Origin of the sequence: Micromonospora sp. NPDC048169 (genome assembly GCF_040652815.1) — a bacterium.
Lineage (GTDB): Bacteria > Actinomycetota > Actinomycetes > Mycobacteriales > Micromonosporaceae > Micromonospora.
In genome coordinates, this window is sequence record NZ_JBEZMS010000001.1 from 396,194 (window position 1) to 413,959 (window position 17,766).

A 17,766-nucleotide genomic window follows, 5' to 3' on the forward strand; every position below is an offset into this window, starting at 1 on the left:
GGGCCAGGACGGTGTGATGGGTTCCCGCAGTACGAATCTCCGTACGAAGATCATCGCGCTGCTGCTGTCGCTGACCGCGCTCTGGGCGTTCGCCGCGTGGGTGACCGTACGGGACGGGTTCAACCTGCTCGGCGTGCAGACGCTCAACGCGCGCGTGTTCGAGCCGAGCGACCCGCTGCTGCAGGAGCTGCAGGCCGAGCGCCGGCTGTCGCTGCGCTACCTCGGTGAGTCCGACCCGAGCCGGCTGCGGGAGCTGGAGGCCCAGCGGGCCCGCACCGACGAGACCGCCACCGCCCTGTGGCGCTCGGTACGGGACTGGCGCACCGAGATCCCGGCCAGCGAGGAGCTGATGCGGCGGCTCGACGAGCTGAAGACCGAACTGGACCAGCTCGGTCAGGTGCGCGCCGACGTCAGCCGCAAGACCATCGACCGGACCAGCACGCTCATCGCGTACGACGAGGCGGTCGACGGGATCTTCGCGGTCTTCGACGCACTCGGCGGCCTCGACGACGACGAGATCGCCAAGGGCACCGCGGCGCTCATCGACCTCAACCGGTCCCGGGAACTGCTGTCCCAACAGGACGCCCTGCTCACCGGCGCGATAGCGGCCAACCGGATCACGGTGGGCGAGCAGACCGCGTTCGCCCGCCTGGTCGGCGCGCAGTGGTTCCTGGCCGACCGCACCGCCCGGGAACTCGCCCCCGGCGACCGCGTCCGCTTCGAACGGATGGTCGAGGGCGAGGCGTTCCAGCAGCTCCGCACACTTCAGGACCAGGTGCTCGCGGCCAAGGGCGCCGAGGTGCGCCCGCCGGTGACCGTCGCGGCGTGGCAGGCCGCCGCCGAGAAGGCGATGGCCGACCTGCGCGAGGTGATCCTGGCCGGCGGTGAGGACATCGTCTCCCGGGCCATGCCCGTCGCGATCGGCGTCATCGTGCGGCTGGTGCTCGCCGCCGGACTCGGTCTGATCGCCGTCATCGCCTCCGTGGTCGTCTCGATCACCACGGCGCGGGCGCTCGTACGCCAGCTCGAACGGCTCCGCGAGGCCGCCTTCAAGCTGGCCCACGAGCGGCTGCCGAGCGTGGTGGAACGGCTGGGCCGCGGCGAGGAGGTGGACGTCGCCCGCGAGGCGCCACCCTTGCAGTTCGGCGACGACGAGATCGGCCAGGTGGGCAAGGCGTTCAACGTCGTGCAGGAGACCGCCGTCCGCACCGCGGTCGAGCAGGCCGAACTGCGCCGCAGCGTACGCGACGTGTTCCTCAGCCTGGCCCGGCGCACCCAGGCGCTCGTGCACCGGCAGCTCACGCTGCTGGACGCGATGGAGCGGCGGGAACACGACGCCGAGGAACTGGAGGACCTGTTCCGGGTCGACCACCTGGCCACCCGGATGCGGCGCAACGCGGAGAACCTGATCGTGCTCTCCGGCTCGACGCCGGGCCGGGCCTGGCGGCGCAACGTGCCGATGGTCGACGTGGTGCGCGGCGCGGTCGCCGAGGTCGAGGACTACACCCGGGTCACCGTGCGCCCGCTCGGCGACGTGTCGCTGACCGGCCGCGCCGTCGGTGACGTGATCCACCTGCTGGCCGAGCTGATCGAGAACGGACTCTCCTTCTCGCCGCCGCAGACCACCGTGGAGGTCCGGGGTCAGCTCGTGGCGAACGGCTTCGCCATCGAGATCGAGGACCGCGGCCTCGGGATGAGCGCCGACGAGCTGGCCGCCGCCAACGCGCGCATCGTCGACCGCTCCGAGCTGAACCTGGCCGACGCGGCCCGGCTCGGCCTGTTCGTGGTCAGCCGGCTCACCGAGCGGCACGGCGTCAAGGTGCAGCTCAAGGAGTCCGCGTACGGCGGGACGACAGCTGTGGTGCTGATCCCGCGTGAGCTGATCGCGGCCGCCGGCGCGCCCGACGACCTGCCCGCCCCCGGGACGCCCCTGCCGGTGACGCCGGTGCCGGATCCGGCGGGAGGCACGCCGCCCGGCGACGTGTCCGAGCCGGCGACCCCGTCCGGCCCGGACGGCGGCCCCGAGCCGGAGCAGCCGTCCGAACCCGCCCCGCAGGTGCCGGATCCGGTGGCGCAGGCGCCCCGGTTGACCCCCTCCGGGCTGCCGGCGCGTACCCGCAAGCGGCAGTCCGCGGTGGCGGCGCCCACCACGGAGCTGGCGGTGGTGGAACGCCGGTCCGCCGCCCCGACGGACGTGGCCGAGCCTTCCCCGGCGCAGGCGCAGGAGCCGGCATCCGAGCCGGAGTCGGCGCCCGTCACCGATGTGGGGCTGCCGGTCCGGGTACGCCAGGCCAGCATCGTGCCGGAGCTGCGGCACGACCAGACCGGGGCGGACGACGACGACGCCGACGACACGGCGCGTGCACCGGAGCAGGTGCGCCGGATGATGAGTTCCTACCAGAGCGGCACGCGACGCGGCCGTACCGATGCCGCGCGCTTGCTCGGCGGAGCGCGGGAGGCCGGCGGTGCGCCGGCCGACGCGGACGAGCAGGTTACCTGACCGGGACGTCGACGCGACGGGACCGGAAGCTGACGGCACACAGCCGGGAAGATGAGGACGACGAGTGGCGCAGAAGACGGCTTCGAGCGCGGATCTGACGTGGCTGCTGGATGACCTGGTCGGCCGGGTCAAGCAGGCGGAGCACGCCGTGGCGCTCTCCACCGACGGACTGTTGATGGCCTCGTCCCGCGGATTGAGCCGCGACGACGGTGAGCACCTGGCGGCCATGGCGGCGGGCATCCAGAGCCTGGCCCGTGGTGCGGGCAAACGGTTCGGTGGCGGGCACGTACAGCAGACCATCATCGAGATGCAGTCCTCCTTCCTGTTCGTCACAGCGGCCGGGCGTAACGCCTGCCTGGCGGTGCTGGCCACGGAGGACGCGGACGTGGGCCTGATCGCGTACGAGATGGCCATGCTCGTCACCCGGGTCGGCCGGTTCGTCGCGTCACCCACCCGGGAACAGCCCCTCGGCGAGAACGCGGCACGATGACCGGCCGGAGGGACTCCGCGGAGCAGGAGTGGGTCGACGACCACGCCGGCCCGGTGGTGCGCCCGTACGCGGTGACCGGAGGCCGGGCCCGCCCGGTCACCGGCACGTTCGACCTGATCTCGCTGGTCACCTCGACCCGCACCGATGTCGGGTCGGAGTCCGGGCTGGGCCCGGAGCACGTGGCGATAGTCGGCCTCTGCCAGCGGATCCTCTCCGTGGCCGAGATCGCCGCCCATCTCGACCTGCCGGTGGGCACGGTCCGGGTCCTCCTCGGAGACCTGGCCGCCCGCAGCCTGGTACAGGTACGCGAGCCGCGCGCGACCCCCGCCGGCCTTCCCGACGAGCATGTTTTCGAGGCGGTTATCAATGGACTACGGGCGCTCTGAGCGGCCGGCGGGCGCCGCGCCGCTGCCCACCGCGATCAAGATCCTGATCGCGGGCGGGTTCGGCGTCGGCAAGACCACAATGGTCGGCGCGGTGAGCGAGACCAAGCCGCTGCGCACCGAGGAGGTGCTGACCGAGACCGGCATCGGCATCGACGACCTGTCCGGCATCGAGGAGAAGTCGACCACCACCGTGGCGATGGACTTCGGCCGCATCACCATCAGCGACGACCTGGTGCTCTACCTGTTCGGCACGCCCGGGCAGGACCGCTTCTGGTTCGTCTGGGACGAGCTGGCGCTCGGCGCGCTCGGCGCGGTGGTGCTCGCCGACACCCGCCGGCTGGCCGACTGCTTCCCGTCGATCGACTACTTCGAGGGACGCGGCACGCCGTTCGTGGTGGCGGTCAACTGCTTCGAGGGCGCCAAGCAGTTCCGTCTCGACGAGGTGCAGGCCGCGCTGGATCTGGACCCGGGCGTACCGGTGGTGCTGTGCGACGCGCGCAAGCGGGAGTCGGCCAAGGAGGTGCTGATCACGCTGCTGGAGCACGCCATGAAGCTGCGCGAGGCACGCCGCCGCGCCGCCGAGGACTGACCGGTCACACATCGACGGGGGAGTGGCGATGACCGAGGTGACCGTCCGGGCGATGACTCCGGACGAGTTCGACAGCTGGCAGGAGGAGCTGGCCGCCGGGTACGCGCGAGAGCACGTCACGGCCGGCAACTGGACGGCCGAGGAGGCGCTCGACCGGGCCCGGGAGGCCACCGCCGGCTTCCTGCCGCAGGGCATGGCCACGCCCGGCATGCTGTTCCTGGTCGGCGAGCTGCCTGACGGCTCACCGGCCGGCTGGCTGTGGATCGGCCTGACCCACCCGCGCGGTGTCGCCGGCTGCGCGTTCCTCTACGACATCGAGGTCGCCGCCGGGCACCGGGGCCGGGGCCTCGGGCGGGCGCTGCTCGCGGCCGGCGAGCGGGCGGCCCGGGAGCACGGCGCCCGGGCGCTGGAGCTGAACGTCTTCGGCACCAACGAGACGGCACGCGGGCTGTACGAGACGTCCGGCTACCGGGTGGTCACCCAGCAGATGCGCAAGGACCTGTCGTAGCGCCGGTTCCTACAGGCGGGTGGCGGTGCGGACCAGCGCGGCCAGCGCCCGCGACCGGCTGTGCGGCGGCCACGCGATGACCGTGGTGACCGTCGGGGCGTCCGGCACCGGCACGGCGACCATGTCCGGCCACAGCAACGACCGGCACGACTCCGGCAGCACCACAGCGGTACGCCCGAGCGCCACCAGTTGGAGCAACTGGGAGTGGTCCCGGACCTCGGGGCCCGGCCCGTCGGGGTAGGTGCCGTCGTGCAGCGGCCAGCGCGGCAGCGGCAGGTCGGGCAGCGCCTCGACGTCGGCCATCCGCAGCTGGGCCCGACCGGCCAGCGGGTGCGTCGCCGGTAGCACCATGACCTGCTGTTCGGTCACCAGCTCCTCGGTGTCCAACCCGGTGATCGAGTCGAACGGCAGGTGCAGCAACGCCACGTCGGCCCGCCCGTCGCGCAGCAGCCGTTCCTGCTCGCCGATGCCGGACAGCAGCACCTCCACCCGTACCGAGTCCGGCTCGGCGGCGTACGCGTCGAGCAGTTTCGGCAGCAGTTCGCTCGACGCCCCCGCCTTCGTGACCAGCACCAGCCCGGCGCCGCCGTGCGCGGCCTCGCCGGCACGGCGGGTGCGGCGGTCGGCGGCGTCCACCGCGTCCAGGGCCGCCCGGCCCTCGCGGAGCAGCACCGACCCGGCCGCGGTGAGCGCGACACGGCGGCTGTCCCGTTCCAGCAGCGTCACGCCGAGGCGCCGTTCGAGCTGACGGATCGCCCGGGACAGCGGCGGCTGGGCGATGCCGATGCGGCGCGCGGCGCGGCCGAAGTGCAGTTCCTCGGCGACCGCGACGAAGTAGCGAAGCTCCCGCGTCTCCATCCCGCCACCGTACCGCCGGATCGATACCCGCCGGGTATCGCCCGCTACCGAAGTGGTGTTGGAGGCCCGGCCGCCGCGCGGACAGGATCGAGACCATGAGCGAACGGACGATCGCGCTGGTGACCGGCGCGAACAAGGGAATCGGGTACGAGATCGCGGCCGGCCTGGGGGCGCTCGGCTGGCGGGTGGGCGTCGGCGCCCGGGACGAGCAGCGGCTCGCCGAGGCGGTCGCGAAGCTGCGCGCGGGCGGTGTGGACGCGTTCGGCGTACCGCTGGACGTGACCGACGACGCGAGCGTGACCGCCGCCGCCCGGCTGCTGGAGACGGAGGCCGGCGGTCTGGACGTGCTGGTCAACAACGCGGGCGTGACAGGTGGCGTGCCGCAGCACCCGGGTGACGTCGACCTCGCGACCATCCGGACCGCCGTCGAGGTGAACGTGATCGGGGTGGTCCGGGTGACCGAGGCGATGCTGCCCCTGCTGCGCCGCTCGGCGTCGCCGCGGATCGTCAACATGTCCAGCGGCGTCGGCTCGCTGACCCGGCAGAGCGCCTCCACCGGAGAGGAGCAGACCGGCCCGCTGTCGGTGGCGTACTCGCCGTCGAAGAGCATGCTCAACGCGGTGACCATTCAGTACGCGCGGGCGCTCGCCGGCACGAACATCCTGATCAACGCCGCCTGCCCGGGGTTCACCGCGACCGACCTGAACGGCTTCCGGGGCGTGCGGACGCCGCAGCAGGGCGCGGCGATCGGAATCCGGCTCGCGACGCTGCCGGACGACGGGCCGACCGGCGGCTACTTCGAGGACGCGGGCGTCATCCCGTGGTGAGCGCGGCTCGTCAGCACCACATGACCGGGTTGCCGGTCGCGACCGACGCCGCGCAGAGCCGGCGCAGCGGCTCCACGACGTAGGCGAAGTCGTCGCCCGACCGGCTGCGGGTCCGGACCGCGAGCCGCTCGGGCGGCGGCTCACCGTAATCGCTCACCGGCCGCATCGCCACCACCGTCCGCGTACCGCCGACCGAGAACTCCACCCGGTCGCCGGGTAGCGGCCGCTGCCCGCACCGCACGGCCCGGAACAGCGTCACCGGCGGGTCGGCGCGGTCCTGTACGAAGAAGCCGTCCGGATCGACGCCGGCCTGGAAGCCCGGGCCGTACATGAACACCCCGCGGTAGACCTCGACGTACGGCATGAGCACCCGGCCGGTCGCCTCGTCGACGAGCTCCACCTCGTCGATGACCCGGTCGGTGCGCACGAACGCGTCCAGCTCGGCGAGCGCGACCGCCGCCCGGTCGGCCGGCAGGGGGCCGTCGCCGACGTCCGGCAGCGCGGCGGCGAGCGTCGGGAAGCGATGCTCGCCCGCCGCGCGCAACGCCTGCTGGAACAGGCGTACGCCGGACCAGTTGGACACGTGCTCGTTCACCAGACCCATGGTCTCGTGCGGACAGGCGCTGTCCACCCAGGCGAGGAACGTGTCGTGTGCGGCCTCGTTGCCCTCCCACGGCCGCAACAGCGTGAGCACGCCGTTCTCGTCGTATCCGACCGGCCCGATCGGGCAGGGCGCGGCGAGGCCGTCCTGCCAGCAGCGGCAGGAAACGTACGCGTCGAGCCCCACGCCGGCACGCTACCGGTTTCCGGCGGCTCAGGTGATGGCGAGCAGCACGGCCTCTCCGCGCGCCGCCGCGTCGCGGTAGAAGGTGCACAGCGCGGCGAAGTTCGGCAGCAGGTAGCTGTCGAACTCGTCGTCGCCGTCGTCCCAGATGTGCGGGTAGATCTCGGCCTCGGACATGGCCGCCGGGTCGAAGCGGGCCCGCAGCGTCGCGTCGTCCACCGCGTCGAGCCCGGCGGCCACGGTGCGCACGGCGTCGGGCATGAGCAGCCGGGCCGGGCCCATGCCGAGGTCCGGCCCGATCGGGTCGCCGCCGACGATCGCCGGCCCGGCGTCGCCGCGGACCTCGTACGTGGTGCCGTTGAGCAGGTAGTGCAAGCCGTGCCACGCCTTGTCGAGGTCGAGTTCGTCGGGGCCGCCGTCGAGCAGTGTGCCGACCGTCTCCGGGTCGGCCAGCACCGTCGCCAGTTGCTCGCCGGACAGCCGGCGTGCGGTGAACACCATGCCCATGTGGTCGTCTCCCAGGGGTGGTCTGTCGCGATTCGCGGCAGCTTAGCGTGCGCGTCGGACACCCGTGCCATCATCGGCGGGTGGTGAGTGAATCCCGGCATCTCAGCGTCCACATCGACCGTCCGGTGGCGGAGGTCTACGCCTTCGCCGCCGACCCGGCGAACCTGCCCCGCTGGGCGCCGGGCCTCGGCGGCTCGGTGGCCCGGGTCGGCGGTCAGTGGTTCGTGGACACTCCCGAAGGGCGGGCGCGGCTGACGTTCGCTCCCGCGAACGAGTACGGCGTGCTCGACCACGAGGTGCTGACGCCGTCCGGCGAGACGGTGTACGTGCCGCTGCGCGCCATCGCCGACGGCGACGCGACCGAGGTGGTGTTCAGCCTGCGGCGGTCGTCCGGCATGAGCGACGCGGACTTCGACCGGGACACCGCGCTGGTCGAGGCGGACCTGGCCCGGCTCAAGGCCGTGCTGGAGAGCGCCGCCGGCTGATCGGCGCCCGTTGTCGTTCCGGCGTCCCCGTCCGTGCTGCCGCCCGGACGACGACGTCGAGGCCCTCCTCGAACAGCAGGTCGTCGTCCCAACGGGTGTCGTCGAGATGGCCGGAGGCGCTGAGGGTCGGGTAGGTGTCGGCGCTCGCGGCGATGTGGTCGCGGGCTGCGGCTCTCGCGCCCGGGTCCGCGCTCCGGCGCCACGTGGCCTCCGTGAGTGAGGCGCCGATGACGTAGTTGGCCAGCATTCTCGTGGCGACCGCGAGGTGCAGACCGTGACAGCCGCCCCGCACGAGCGCCGACTGCAGGAACTCGGTACGGGCCAGGACGTTGGGCCCGAGCATCGGACGTCCGACCAGCCCGGGCGCCCAAGGATGGCGCAGCATCGCGTCGCGCCATGCCCGGACGAGGACGCGGATGTCCTCCATCCAGTCGTCGCCGGCGTCCGGAATCGGCACGTCGCCGAAGATGCGGTCGACGGCCAGATCCAGGACGTCGTCCTTCGTCTTCACGTGCCAGTAGAGCGCGGTGGCAGTCACGTCGAGTCGCTGGGCGAGGTGGCGCATCGTCAGGCCCTCGACGCCGTGTTCGTCCAGCGTTGTCACCGCGCGTTCCACGATGCGCTCGAGGGTCAGCGGCGGCTTACGCCGCGCCCGCGGCTGCTCTGACCGCAGCCACACCGGTGTCGTCGCCGCACCGGGCTCGGTCGTGGTCATGGAGCCACTCTAGTTCACTGGACAGGTAGCTTAACAACGGTAAGCTGATTGAACAGACGAAAGTCCGGTCTCGACAGTGGGCAAGAAGGGCGTGCCGTGCCCCTGCTGCGGATCCACCTCGACAGCGACCCCACCACCGCCCGCCGCGTCCTCCACCTGCATCGCGAGGGCGGCGTCCATCACGAGTCGCGGGAAGCGGCCCGGGAACAGGTGTGGCGCCAGGGCCGCACCCCGGCCGGTGACCCGGTCTTCGTCGGCATCACCAACGGCCGCCGCAACGTGCGACTGCTCTACGACGTCGAGGTCTACTCCGACACCGTTTCGTGAGGACTCGTCGGCACTCACGCCGCGCGGGAATGGGAATTGCGCCTCGAGCTCGGCGGGTTATCGTGAGTGGGAAGGGATTCTGCGGCCCGGTGCGCCGGCATTCGAGCCGGCGAACGCAAATCCGGCGGACGCAATTCGGTGATTCAGTCGCCGATGGCGTCCCGCATTCTTTCCCTGGTCCAGTATTCGGCGGGGTCGGTGGCGCCGGGGCTCGGATTGTGCGTCGCGACCACCGGGCCGGGCGGCGCGGGTCGCCCTGCGTCGCCGTCGCGCGTCGCGAGGACCACGACGGCCGCGGCGACGGCGAGCGCCGCGACGGCGGCCGCGCCGAGCAGCACACGATGGGACATGTCGCCTCCTCCAGGGCCGGGTGCCGGTCCGCCGGGTGCCGGTCCGCCTGGCGCGCCGGGTGGCACACCAGGCGGACCGCCGGTCACCAGGTGTCGTTCGCGTACGTGTTGTAGAGCGTCCCCACCACGGCGGCGGAGAAATACGGCGAGCCGTTCGTGTTCGAGCCGCTCGAGTAGCTCATCACCCCGTGCACGTCACCACGTCTGGTGGTGTTGTCGTAGCTGTAGTACCACGGGCCGCCGCTCGAACCGCCCCCGAAGCCGCAGTTCATCTCGATCCGGTTGCTGCCCGCGTCCCTCGACGTGCCCGAGCAGACCCACTGGATCTCGCCGCTGTCCTTGTTGCTCGGGTAGCCGAAGATGTCGTAGTGGTACTCCCGGCCACCGCCGGTGAGCAGCCCGTTCGCGCCGACCGCGTCCACGATCGACCGGCTGCCGTAGACGAGCGCGACGGCCACGTCGTACTGCCGCTCACGCGTGCTGATCCAGCCGCTGGGCACCGCGAGCGTGGACCAGTCCCAGGTGCCGTACGGCTGCGCGCCGTTGCGGTACGACGGCACGAACATCCAGTTCGCGGTGTGCCAGTCCCGGCCCGGCCCGTCGTGCACGCAGTGCGCGGCGGTGAAGACCATGTTGCGCGCCGGGCTGTTCACCACGCTCGCCGAGCAGTAGTGGCCCAGGCCGTCGGTGGAGCTGGTGTAGAAGATCTTCCCCACCGTGATCGACTCGTTGAGCTGGGTGCCGAAGCCGCTGCCGTCCTTCGGCGCCACCGCCTCCGCGAAGCGCCGCACCCGCTCCGCCGCAGGGCTCTGGGTGACCGGGCCGGCGGGCTTCTCCACCTCGTCGGCGGGAGTGGCCGCCGCCATGCGCTCGGCCGTCCAGTAGGCCCTGGCCTGCGAGGACGACCCCGCCTTTCGCTCGATCGACGTGACAGCGGCCGGAGCGGCCGTGCCTGCGGCGGTGCCGGTGCCGGCCAGTGCCGGCGTGCCGGCGAGGATCGCCGGCAGGATCAGGGCCGGCAGGGCCAGAAGTCTGATCGTCGTCTTCATGAAATCCTTCCCAGTGTTCGATTCTCGGATCGAAACTGGAGCGCCCCGTTGTTCATCGCGATGTCGGCAACGTATCGACGGAATTCGGAGCGTGTCAACGAATCATGGGCGTCGATTGTTTGCAGTGTCGGATGTGCGATCGGGGGCGAGGGGCATCATCGAATTGCAATTTCGACATAATCGCGGTTACCGCCTGCGGGCGGGTGCGGGGTCGCGGATTCGCCACGGAGGCGGCGGCCGCGTGTCGCGACCACGCGCGCGACCGGCTGGGCGTCGACCGCCTCGTCGCGATCATCCACCCGGACAACACGCCCTCCAAGCGGGTCGCGGAGCGGATCGGGCTGAGCTTCGAGCGTGCGACCACGTCCGAATCGGGGGATCCGGCGCACGTGTACGCCGCGCGCCTGGCCTGACCGGGCTCAGCGGCGAGTCGACGTCACGAACCGGGTGCACGCGGCCGGGGTGAAGGTATGCGTCGATCTCGGCGACTCGCTGAAGTGCGCGGCGGACTTCCGGGACAACAACTACACCTCGTAGCCGACAGAACCGCTCCTCGCACCTCCCGTGCGAGGACGCGAACAGCGCAAAAGCCGCCCGGAGGAATCCCTCCGGGCGGCTTCGCCGCCGCGGGGTCAGGGACCACGGCGTGGTCCCTGACCCCGCGGGTTCAGCTCGCGATCATGCGGCGCAGCACGTACTGCAGGATGCCGCCGTGCCGGTAGTAGTCCGCCTCACCCGGGGTGTCGATGCGGACCACGGCGTCGAACTCCACGCCGCTGTCGGTGGTGACCTTGACGGTGCGCGGGGTGTCGCCGTCGTTCAGTGCGGTGACGCCGCTGATCGAGAACGTCTCCGTGCCGGTCAGGCCCAGCGACTCGGCGGTCTCGCCGCCCGGGAACTGCAGCGGCAGCACGCCCATGCCGATCAGGTTCGAGCGGTGGATCCGCTCGTACGACTCGGCGATGACCGCCTTCACGCCCAGCAGCATCGTGCCCTTTGCCGCCCAGTCGCGCGACGAACCCGAGCCGTACTCCTTGCCTGCCAGGATGACCAGCGGGACGCCCGCCTCCTGGTAGGCCATCGAGGCGTCGTAGATCGAGGTCTGCTCGCCGGTCAGGTGGTTGACCGTGAAGCCGCCCTCGACACCCGGGACGAGCTGGTTGCGCAGCCGGATGTTGGCGAACGTGCCCCGGATCATCACCTCGTGGTTGCCCCGGCGGGAGCCGTACGAGTTGAACTCGTGCCGGGCCACGCCGTGCTCGGCCAGGTACTTGCCGGCGGGGGAGTCCGCCTTGATCGAACCGGCCGGGGAGATGTGGTCGGTGGTCACCGAGTCGCCCAGCTTGGCCAGCACCCGCGCGTCGGCGATGTCCTGCACCGGGGTCGGCTCCTGCCGCATGCCCTCGAAGTACGGGGGCTTGCGCACGTACGTCGACTCGCCGTCCCAGGAGAACGTGTCACCGGTCGGGGTCGGCAGCGACTGCCAGCGCTCGTCACCGGCGAACACGTCGGCGTACGCGGCGCTGAAGCCGGTCGCGCCGATCGCCGAGGCGATGACGTCCTGGATCTCGGCGCTGTTCGGCCAGATCTCGCGCAGGAACACCGGGTTGCCCTGGGCGTCCTCACCGATCGGCTCGTTCGCCAGGTCGATGTCCATGGTGCCGGCCAGCGCGTACGCGACCACCAGCGGCGGGGACGCCAGGTAGTTCATCTTGACGTCCGGGTTGATCCGGCCCTCGAAGTTCCGGTTGCCGGACAGCACCGACACGACGGCCAGGTCACCGTCGTTGACGGCGGCGGAGACCTCCTCCGGCAGCGGGCCGGAGTTGCCGATGCAGGTGGTGCAGCCGTAGCCGACCAGGTTGAAGCCGAGCTTCTCCAGGTACGGGGTCAGGCCGGCGCGGTCGTAGTAGTCCATGACGACCTTCGAGCCCGGCGCCAGGGTGGTCTTCACCCACGGCTTGCGGGCCAGGCCCTTCTCCACCGCGTTGCGGGCCAGCAGCGCGGCACCGATCATGACCTGCGGGTTCGAGGTGTTGGTGCAGGAGGTGATCGCGGCGATCACCACGGCGCCGTGGTCCAGCTCGTACTCGACGCCGTCGGCGCCGGTCACGCGTACCGGATTGCTGGCCCGGCCGCCCGCGCCGACCGCGGCGGTCTCCAGGTCGCGCGGCGCGTCCGCCGGGTCGTTCACGCCGTTGGCGGGGGAGTCGCTGGCCGGGAAGGACTCGGCCGACGCCTCGTCGGCCGGGCCGTCGGTGCCGAACGGCTTCTCCTGCTGCGGCACGCCCGGCTTGCGGCCCGGGTCGCCGCCGGTCTCGTCGGCTGCCACGTAGTCGCTGAGCGCGGCGCGGAACAGCGTCTTGGCGCTGCCCAGGGGCACCCGGTCCTGCGGGCGCTTCGGGCCGGCGAGCGACGGCTCGATGGTGCCGAGGTCCAGCTCCAGGCGCTCGGAGTACTCCGGCTCGCGCTCCGGGTCGTGCCAGAGGCCCTGCTCCTTGGCGTACGCCTCGACCAGCGCGACCTGCTGTGCGTCGCGGCCGGTCAGCTCCAGGTAGCGGATGGTCTCGGCGTCGATCGGGAAGATCGCCACGGTCGAGCCGTACTCCGGCGACATGTTGCCGATGGTGGCGCGGTTCGCCAGCGGCACCGCGCTCACGCCCGGGCCGTAGAACTCGACGAACTTGCCGACCACGCCGTGCTTGCGCAGCATCTCGGTGATGGTCAGCACCAGGTCGGTGGCGGTGGTGCCGGCCGGCATCTCGCCGGAGAGCTTGAAGCCGACGACCCGGGGGATCAGCATGCTGACCGGCTGGCCGAGCATCGCGGCCTCGGCCTCGATGCCGCCGACGCCCCAGCCCAGCACGCCCAGGCCGTTGACCATGGTGGTGTGCGAGTCGGTGCCGACGACCGTGTCCGGGTACGCCTGGCCGTTGCGCTCCATGATCGTACGAGCCAGGTACTCGATGTTGACCTGGTGCACGATGCCGGTGCCCGGCGGGACGACCTTGAACTCGTTGAACGCGGTCTGGCCCCAGCGCAGGAACTGGTAGCGCTCCTTGTTGCGCTCGTACTCCAGCTCGACGTTGCGCTCGAAGGCGTCCTCGCGGCCGAACAGGTCGGCGATGACCGAGTGGTCGATGACCAGCTCGGCCGGGGCCAGCGGGTTGACCTTTGTGGCGTCGCCGCCCAGGTCACGTACCGCCTCGCGCATGGTGGCCAGGTCGACCACGCAGGGCACGCCGGTGAAGTCCTGCATCAGCACCCGGGCCGGGGTGAACTGGATCTCCACGCTCGGGTCGGCGGTGGCATCCCACGCGCCGAGCTGCTGGATGTGGTCGGCGGTGATGTTCGCGCCGTCCTCGGTCCGCAGCAGGTTCTCCAGCAGGATCTTCAAGCTGTAGGGCAGCCGCTCGTGGCCCTCCACCTTGTCGATCCTGAAAATCTCGTAGCTCGCGTCTCCGACGCGTAGCTGGGTCTTCGCACCGAAGGTGTCGAGGCTCGCCACGTCGTACTCCTTCACACCAGCGACCGTGAGTAGTCCTGAGCAGTTTGTCGCACCGACCGGGGCGCTGCCCTGCTTAGGCAACACTTACCTGCGTCGGTCTCTACAAAACCGTACGTCCGTCTTGCTATTCACGCAACCTCGTGCCACGCTGCGGGACGAGGAGGTGCCACCATGATCCATCACGTCCTGCTCGCCTGCCCCCGCGGCTCCGAGGACGCGTCCCGCTCCTTCTACACCGGCCTGCTCGGCCTCACCGAGAAGCCCAAACCCCCGGCCCTCGCCGCCCGCGGTGGTTGCTGGTTCACCGGGTACGACGCCGAACTGCACCTGGGCGTCGAGGACGACTTCCGTCCCGCCCGCAAGGCGCACCCCGCGCTCGTGCGCACCGACCTGGACGAACTGGCCGCCCGCCTGGACGCCGCCGGGCACGCCGTGACCTGGGGCGACGACGAGATTCCCGGCATGCGGCGGTTCCACACGTACGACCCGCACGGCAACCGGCTGGAGTTCCTGGCCCCCGCGGGCTGACCCGGCGCGGGTAGGGTCGACTGGTGGTCGACGTTCAGCACTGGCTCGCCGCGCTCCCGCCGGCCCTGATCTGCCTGCTCGTGGGCGGCGTGATCGGCGTGGAGAGCATGGGTATCCCGCTCCCCGGCGAGATCGTGCTGGTCAGCGCCGCTCTGCTCGCCGCCACCGGGGCGGTCGGGCCCGAGTGGGTGGCCGCCGCCGCGGCCACCGGCGCCATCGTCGGCGACTCCATCGGGTACGCGGTGGGCCGGCGCGGTGGTCGTCCCCTGCTGGAACGGCTCGGCCGGCGCTTCCCGAAACACCTCGGCCCGGCACACCTGGCCCGCGCCGAGCTGAGCTTCGCCCGGCACGGCGTCTGGGCCGTGTTCTTCGGGCGGTTCGTCGCGCTGCTGCGCATCCTCGCCGGGCCGCTCGCCGGGGCGCTGCGCGTGCCGTACCGCCGGTTCCTGGTCGCGAACGCGGCAGGCGGGCTGGTCTGGGCGTTCGGCACCACCTACCTGTTGTTCTACGTCGGGCAGGCCGCCGAGCACTGGCTCAAGGACATCTCCTGGGCCGGGCTGGTGCTGGCGGTGCTGGCTGGCGTGGCCAGCACCGCGTGGCTGCGCCGCCGCGCCAAGCGCCTGGAGCCGGTGGAGACCCCCGAGGAGCCCACCCCCCTCCGCGCAGCCGACCGCTGACCCACCCCGCCCCCCTCCCGCCCTCGCCCCCCAGGGGGGTGCCCTTCCCGGTTGATCAAGGAGTTCGCGTCCTGCGGCGGCTCTCGCAGTGACCCAAACTCCTTGATTACCGATGGCGATGAGGGCGGGAGACAGGGGAGGAGAGCGGGATGGAGCGCGGGCGGGGCCCGGCCGGTCGGAGTGCGCCGGGTGGCGCGGGGTGCGCGCGATCCCTGACGCCGACCGATCGCCTACCCCCGTCCCTGCCCTTGCCCTCCGCCCTCCCCCGCCCTCGGCCCGGTGATCATGAAGTTGGCGGCGACAAATCAGACAGAGACCGCAGTCAACTTCATGATCACCGAGGCAGAGCGGTGAGTCGGTGGAGATCTTGGTACGAAACGGCCCTCCCGGGGGCTCTCAGAGGGGCCGTTTCGTACCAAGATCTTGTGCGGCCTGCGCTCGGGACGGGGGCGGGGTGGGGTCAGGGGGTGGTGAGGAGGGTCAGCAGGGTGTCTCGGGCGGTGCGGACGGCGGCGCGGGACTCCTCTGTGTGATCGAGCGCGTCGAAGCCGTGCTGCCCGTTCGGCACGTCCACCACGTGCAGCGGGATGCCGCGCCGCCGCGCGACTGCGGTGAACGCCTCGATGGTGGGGGCGACCTCGGGCCGCTCCCGCCCGGCCCGGGTCAGCACGAGCGCCGGCCGCGTCGCGCCCTCCGCCGATCGCGCCGCGCCCTCCGCCGGCCGCGCCGCGCCCTCCGCCCGTGCGGCGTCGACGACCGCGTCGGCGGGCGGGTCGAGGGCGTCGATCGGGCGGAAGCGCGGGTCGACCGGCGGCCATCCGGGCAGCGGGGCCAGCAGCGGATAGGTCGCGGCCACGCCGCGCAGCCAGGCGGGCGGGTCGCGGAGCCAGTCACCGAGCAGCAGGCCGGCGCCGGAGAAGAACCAGAGGCCGAGCCGGTCGGGATCGACGCGCGGATCGGCGCGGAGCTGCGCGGCGGCGTCGGCCACCCGCGCGGCGACCGCGTACATGTCGTCCGGGCTCGCCACGGTGAGCCGGGGGATCGCGGCCAGCACGCCGGCCTCGGCGAGCAACGCGCCGTAACCCCGGTAGAGCGGCCAGTCCCGCGCGTCGGGGGCGTCGGGCGGGCCCGGTACGCCGTGCACGACGACCACCGCGGGATGCCGGCCGTCGCCGGTGGGCACGTGCAGGTCGACGTCGCCGTGCCGCTCCACGGCGGCCGGTGGGGGATCGAGGACGAACGGACTCTCCCAGAAAACGGTCTCCATCGTTGCGATGGTAGGAGAATCCGACCGTCCGATCAGGACGAGGAGGCCTTGGCGTGCCGCTCGCGCAGCCGGTCCCGGATCTCCTCCGGCGTGTACGCCCGGCGTCGCCGTTCCGCCCGGGCCACCACCACTCCGGTCGCCGCGACGCCGGCGAGACCCGCGAGACCGAGTACCTTCCACCACCGCATCCGTTGCCGCATCCGCATAGGGTAGTCCTCCATGAGCATCAGCCTGGACGAGGCCGTGGAGCTGACCCGCACCGGCGATCTGTGGGTGTTCCGCGGACGCAGCGTGCCCGACCGGGCCATCCAGTTCACCACGAACAGCCCGGTGAACCACGTGGGCATGGCCGTGGTGCTCGACGACATGCCGCCGCTGATGTGGCACGCCGAGCTGGGCCGAACGCTGCCGGACATGTGGACCGGCACCCACCAGCGCGGGGTGCAGTTGCACGACCTGCGGGACGCGGTCTGCGTCTGGGCCAACCGGTACGGCCAGCGGGGCTGGCTGCGCCAGCTCGAACCGCCGGCCGACACCGCGATGGAGGAGGCGGTGCTGCGTACCGTGGCACGGCTGGACGGGACGCCGTTCCCGTCCACCGCGCAGCTCGCCTGGCGGTGGGCCCGGGGCCGGCTGCCGGATCCGCGCCGCCTGAACCTCGGTGCCGTCACGGGAAGGATCGGCGACCGGGGCCGCACCGGTGACGGAGGCGGAAGTGTGGACGGGGGCGAGACCGCGGACGGGGGTAGGAACAGCGACAACGCGCTGGAGACGGCGTACTGCGCCGAGGTGGTGGCGGTGACCTACGAGGCGATGGGTCTGCTGCCCGCCGGCCGGCGGCCCAACTGGTACGACCCGGGCCGGTTCTGGAGCGGCGACGACCTGGGCCTCAGCGGCGGCGCGCACCTCGGCGCCGAGATCGAGGTGCGGGTCCCGTCGCGCTGAGGAAGGTTTGCCGCCGGCGCGGGCCGGTAATGAGGAGCGTCGTGACGGCTTCCACCGACCTCGACACGCTCACCGACTTCTTCGACCGGTACGGCGTGGCGCTGACCACCGCCGACGTGCCGGCCATCGCCGGCTGCTACGCCCTGCCCGGGCTGGTGGTCGCCGACACCTACAGCTTCTCGTTCACCTCGCCCGCGGCGGTGGCACTCAGCTTCGTCGGCGCCGCCCCCGACTACCAGGAGCGGGAACTCGTCGCCGCCAACGCGCAGATCGAGGACGTACAGCAGATCTCGGCGCTGCTCACCGAGGTGGCGGTGCGCTGGGAGTTCCTGGACAGCCAGGGCGGCGCGGTGCCCGGCGAGCGCTACCGCTACCTGCTGCGGGCCACCGACGACGGCCCGATGATCTGCACCGTCATCCGTACCGCCTGATCGTGCCGCTGTGGCGGCCGGCCGCGCGGGCCGGC

The 17,766-nt window shown here is 72.1% G+C and carries 22 protein-coding genes; 13 read left to right on the plus strand and 9 right to left on the minus strand.

The genetic code is table 11. From position 1 onward, the window contains the following. Window positions 1-16 precede the first annotated feature (16 nt). From AB0D28_RS01755 to AB0D28_RS01775, 5 genes are all read left to right on the plus strand, one after another. On the plus strand, window positions 17-2,500 hold the full coding sequence (locus AB0D28_RS01755) for a nitrate- and nitrite sensing domain-containing protein (RefSeq protein ID WP_357381090.1): 2,484 nt from the start codon (window positions 17-19) through the stop codon (window positions 2,498-2,500). A 64-nt stretch (window positions 2,501-2,564) separates the two neighbouring features. Next, window positions 2,565-2,990 (plus strand): roadblock/LC7 domain-containing protein, encoded by a 426-nt coding sequence (locus AB0D28_RS01760; protein ID WP_357381092.1) that lies wholly within the window; start codon window positions 2,565-2,567, stop codon window positions 2,988-2,990. Next, window positions 2,987-3,376, plus strand: a complete 390-nt coding sequence (locus tag AB0D28_RS01765) for a DUF742 domain-containing protein (protein ID WP_357381094.1) — start codon at window positions 2,987-2,989, stop codon at window positions 3,374-3,376. The genes AB0D28_RS01760 and AB0D28_RS01765 overlap by 4 nt, the downstream gene beginning before the upstream one ends. Beyond that, a complete protein-coding gene (locus tag AB0D28_RS01770) occupies window positions 3,357-3,965 on the plus strand; it encodes an ATP/GTP-binding protein (RefSeq protein ID WP_357381096.1) in 609 nt (202 codons plus the stop codon). The genes AB0D28_RS01765 and AB0D28_RS01770 overlap by 20 nt, the downstream gene beginning before the upstream one ends. 28 nt (window positions 3,966-3,993) lie before the next feature. Beyond that, window positions 3,994-4,473: a GNAT family N-acetyltransferase gene (locus AB0D28_RS01775; RefSeq protein ID WP_357381097.1), complete on the plus strand. Its 480-nt coding sequence runs from the start codon at window positions 3,994-3,996 to the stop codon at window positions 4,471-4,473. Window positions 4,474-4,482: 9 nt separating this feature from the next. On the opposite strand, the gene AB0D28_RS01780 is transcribed toward AB0D28_RS01775, so the two are convergent. Then, on the minus strand, window positions 4,483-5,331 hold the full coding sequence (locus AB0D28_RS01780; protein WP_357381099.1) for a LysR family transcriptional regulator: 849 nt from the start codon (window positions 5,329-5,331) through the stop codon (window positions 4,483-4,485). A 95-nt stretch (window positions 5,332-5,426) separates the two neighbouring features. Here AB0D28_RS01780 and AB0D28_RS01785 point away from each other — a divergent pair, with 95 nt between their 5' ends. Beyond that, entirely contained in the window at window positions 5,427-6,158 is a 732-nt protein-coding gene (locus AB0D28_RS01785) for an SDR family oxidoreductase (RefSeq protein ID WP_357381101.1), read from the plus strand. A gap of 10 nt (window positions 6,159-6,168) precedes the next feature. Here AB0D28_RS01785 and AB0D28_RS01790 read toward each other — a convergent pair whose 3' ends face one another. Both AB0D28_RS01790 and AB0D28_RS01795 read right to left on the minus strand, forming a co-directional pair. Then, entirely contained in the window at window positions 6,169-6,945 is a 777-nt protein-coding gene (locus AB0D28_RS01790; RefSeq protein WP_357381103.1) for a hypothetical protein, read from the minus strand. 27 nt (window positions 6,946-6,972) lie between these two features. Continuing rightward, window positions 6,973-7,449 (minus strand): YfbM family protein, encoded by a 477-nt coding sequence (locus AB0D28_RS01795; RefSeq protein ID WP_357381105.1) that lies wholly within the window; start codon window positions 7,447-7,449, stop codon window positions 6,973-6,975. Between the two features lie 80 nt (window positions 7,450-7,529). On the opposite strand from AB0D28_RS01795, the gene AB0D28_RS01800 reads away from it, so the two are divergent. Further along, complete coding sequence (locus tag AB0D28_RS01800; RefSeq protein ID WP_357381107.1) at window positions 7,530-7,934, plus strand: SRPBCC family protein; 405 nt, start codon at window positions 7,530-7,532, stop codon at window positions 7,932-7,934. Here AB0D28_RS01800 and AB0D28_RS01805 read toward each other — a convergent pair. Further along, window positions 7,903-8,649: a TetR/AcrR family transcriptional regulator C-terminal domain-containing protein gene (locus tag AB0D28_RS01805; RefSeq protein ID WP_357381109.1), complete on the minus strand. Its 747-nt coding sequence runs from the start codon at window positions 8,647-8,649 to the stop codon at window positions 7,903-7,905. The two genes, AB0D28_RS01800 and AB0D28_RS01805, sit on opposite strands and share 32 nt — an antisense overlap. Window positions 8,650-8,745: 96 nt before the next feature. On the opposite strand from AB0D28_RS01805, the gene AB0D28_RS01810 reads away from it, so the two are divergent. Next, entirely contained in the window at window positions 8,746-8,976 is a 231-nt protein-coding gene (locus tag AB0D28_RS01810; protein ID WP_357381111.1) for a hypothetical protein, read from the plus strand. Window positions 8,977-9,119: 143 nt separating this feature from the next. On the opposite strand, the gene AB0D28_RS01815 is transcribed toward AB0D28_RS01810, so the two are convergent. Further along, entirely contained in the window at window positions 9,120-9,326 is a 207-nt protein-coding gene (locus AB0D28_RS01815; RefSeq protein WP_357381113.1) for a hypothetical protein, read from the minus strand. Between the two features lie 83 nt (window positions 9,327-9,409). Next, a complete protein-coding gene (locus tag AB0D28_RS01820) occupies window positions 9,410-10,375 on the minus strand; it encodes a hypothetical protein (RefSeq protein WP_357381115.1) in 966 nt (321 codons plus the stop codon). A gap of 203 nt (window positions 10,376-10,578) precedes the next feature. On the opposite strand from AB0D28_RS01820, the gene AB0D28_RS01825 reads away from it, so the two are divergent. Continuing rightward, window positions 10,579-10,788 (plus strand): GNAT family N-acetyltransferase, encoded by a 210-nt coding sequence (locus tag AB0D28_RS01825; protein WP_357381117.1) that lies wholly within the window; start codon window positions 10,579-10,581, stop codon window positions 10,786-10,788. Between the two features lie 254 nt (window positions 10,789-11,042). Here AB0D28_RS01825 and AB0D28_RS01830 read toward each other — a convergent pair whose 3' ends face one another. Continuing rightward, window positions 11,043-13,898 carry an aconitate hydratase gene (locus AB0D28_RS01830; protein WP_357381120.1) on the minus strand — a complete coding sequence of 952 codons (2,856 nt, stop codon included), beginning with the start codon at window positions 13,896-13,898 and terminating at the stop codon, window positions 11,043-11,045. A gap of 156 nt (window positions 13,899-14,054) precedes the next feature. Between AB0D28_RS01830 and AB0D28_RS01835 the strand changes: the two genes are divergently transcribed. Both AB0D28_RS01835 and AB0D28_RS01840 read left to right on the plus strand, forming a co-directional pair. Further along, window positions 14,055-14,411, plus strand: a complete 357-nt coding sequence (locus tag AB0D28_RS01835) for a VOC family protein (protein WP_357381122.1) — start codon at window positions 14,055-14,057, stop codon at window positions 14,409-14,411. Between the two features lie 23 nt (window positions 14,412-14,434). Then, window positions 14,435-15,088: a DedA family protein gene (locus AB0D28_RS01840; RefSeq protein WP_357381124.1), complete on the plus strand. Its 654-nt coding sequence runs from the start codon at window positions 14,435-14,437 to the stop codon at window positions 15,086-15,088. A gap of 460 nt (window positions 15,089-15,548) precedes the next feature. Here AB0D28_RS01840 and AB0D28_RS01845 read toward each other — a convergent pair whose 3' ends face one another. Beyond that, entirely contained in the window at window positions 15,549-16,355 is an 807-nt protein-coding gene (locus AB0D28_RS01845) for a hypothetical protein (protein WP_357381126.1), read from the minus strand. Between the two features lie 32 nt (window positions 16,356-16,387). Next, on the minus strand, window positions 16,388-16,576 hold the full coding sequence (locus AB0D28_RS01850) for a hypothetical protein (protein WP_141708223.1): 189 nt from the start codon (window positions 16,574-16,576) through the stop codon (window positions 16,388-16,390). Here AB0D28_RS01850 and AB0D28_RS01855 point away from each other — a divergent pair. Then, complete coding sequence (locus AB0D28_RS01855; RefSeq protein WP_357381128.1) at window positions 16,575-17,300, plus strand: hypothetical protein; 726 nt, start codon at window positions 16,575-16,577, stop codon at window positions 17,298-17,300. The genes AB0D28_RS01850 and AB0D28_RS01855 overlap by 2 nt on opposite strands. Before the next feature lie 41 nt (window positions 17,301-17,341). Then, complete coding sequence (locus AB0D28_RS01860) at window positions 17,342-17,731, plus strand: hypothetical protein (protein ID WP_357381130.1); 390 nt, start codon at window positions 17,342-17,344, stop codon at window positions 17,729-17,731. Window positions 17,732-17,766: the final 35 nt, after the last annotated feature.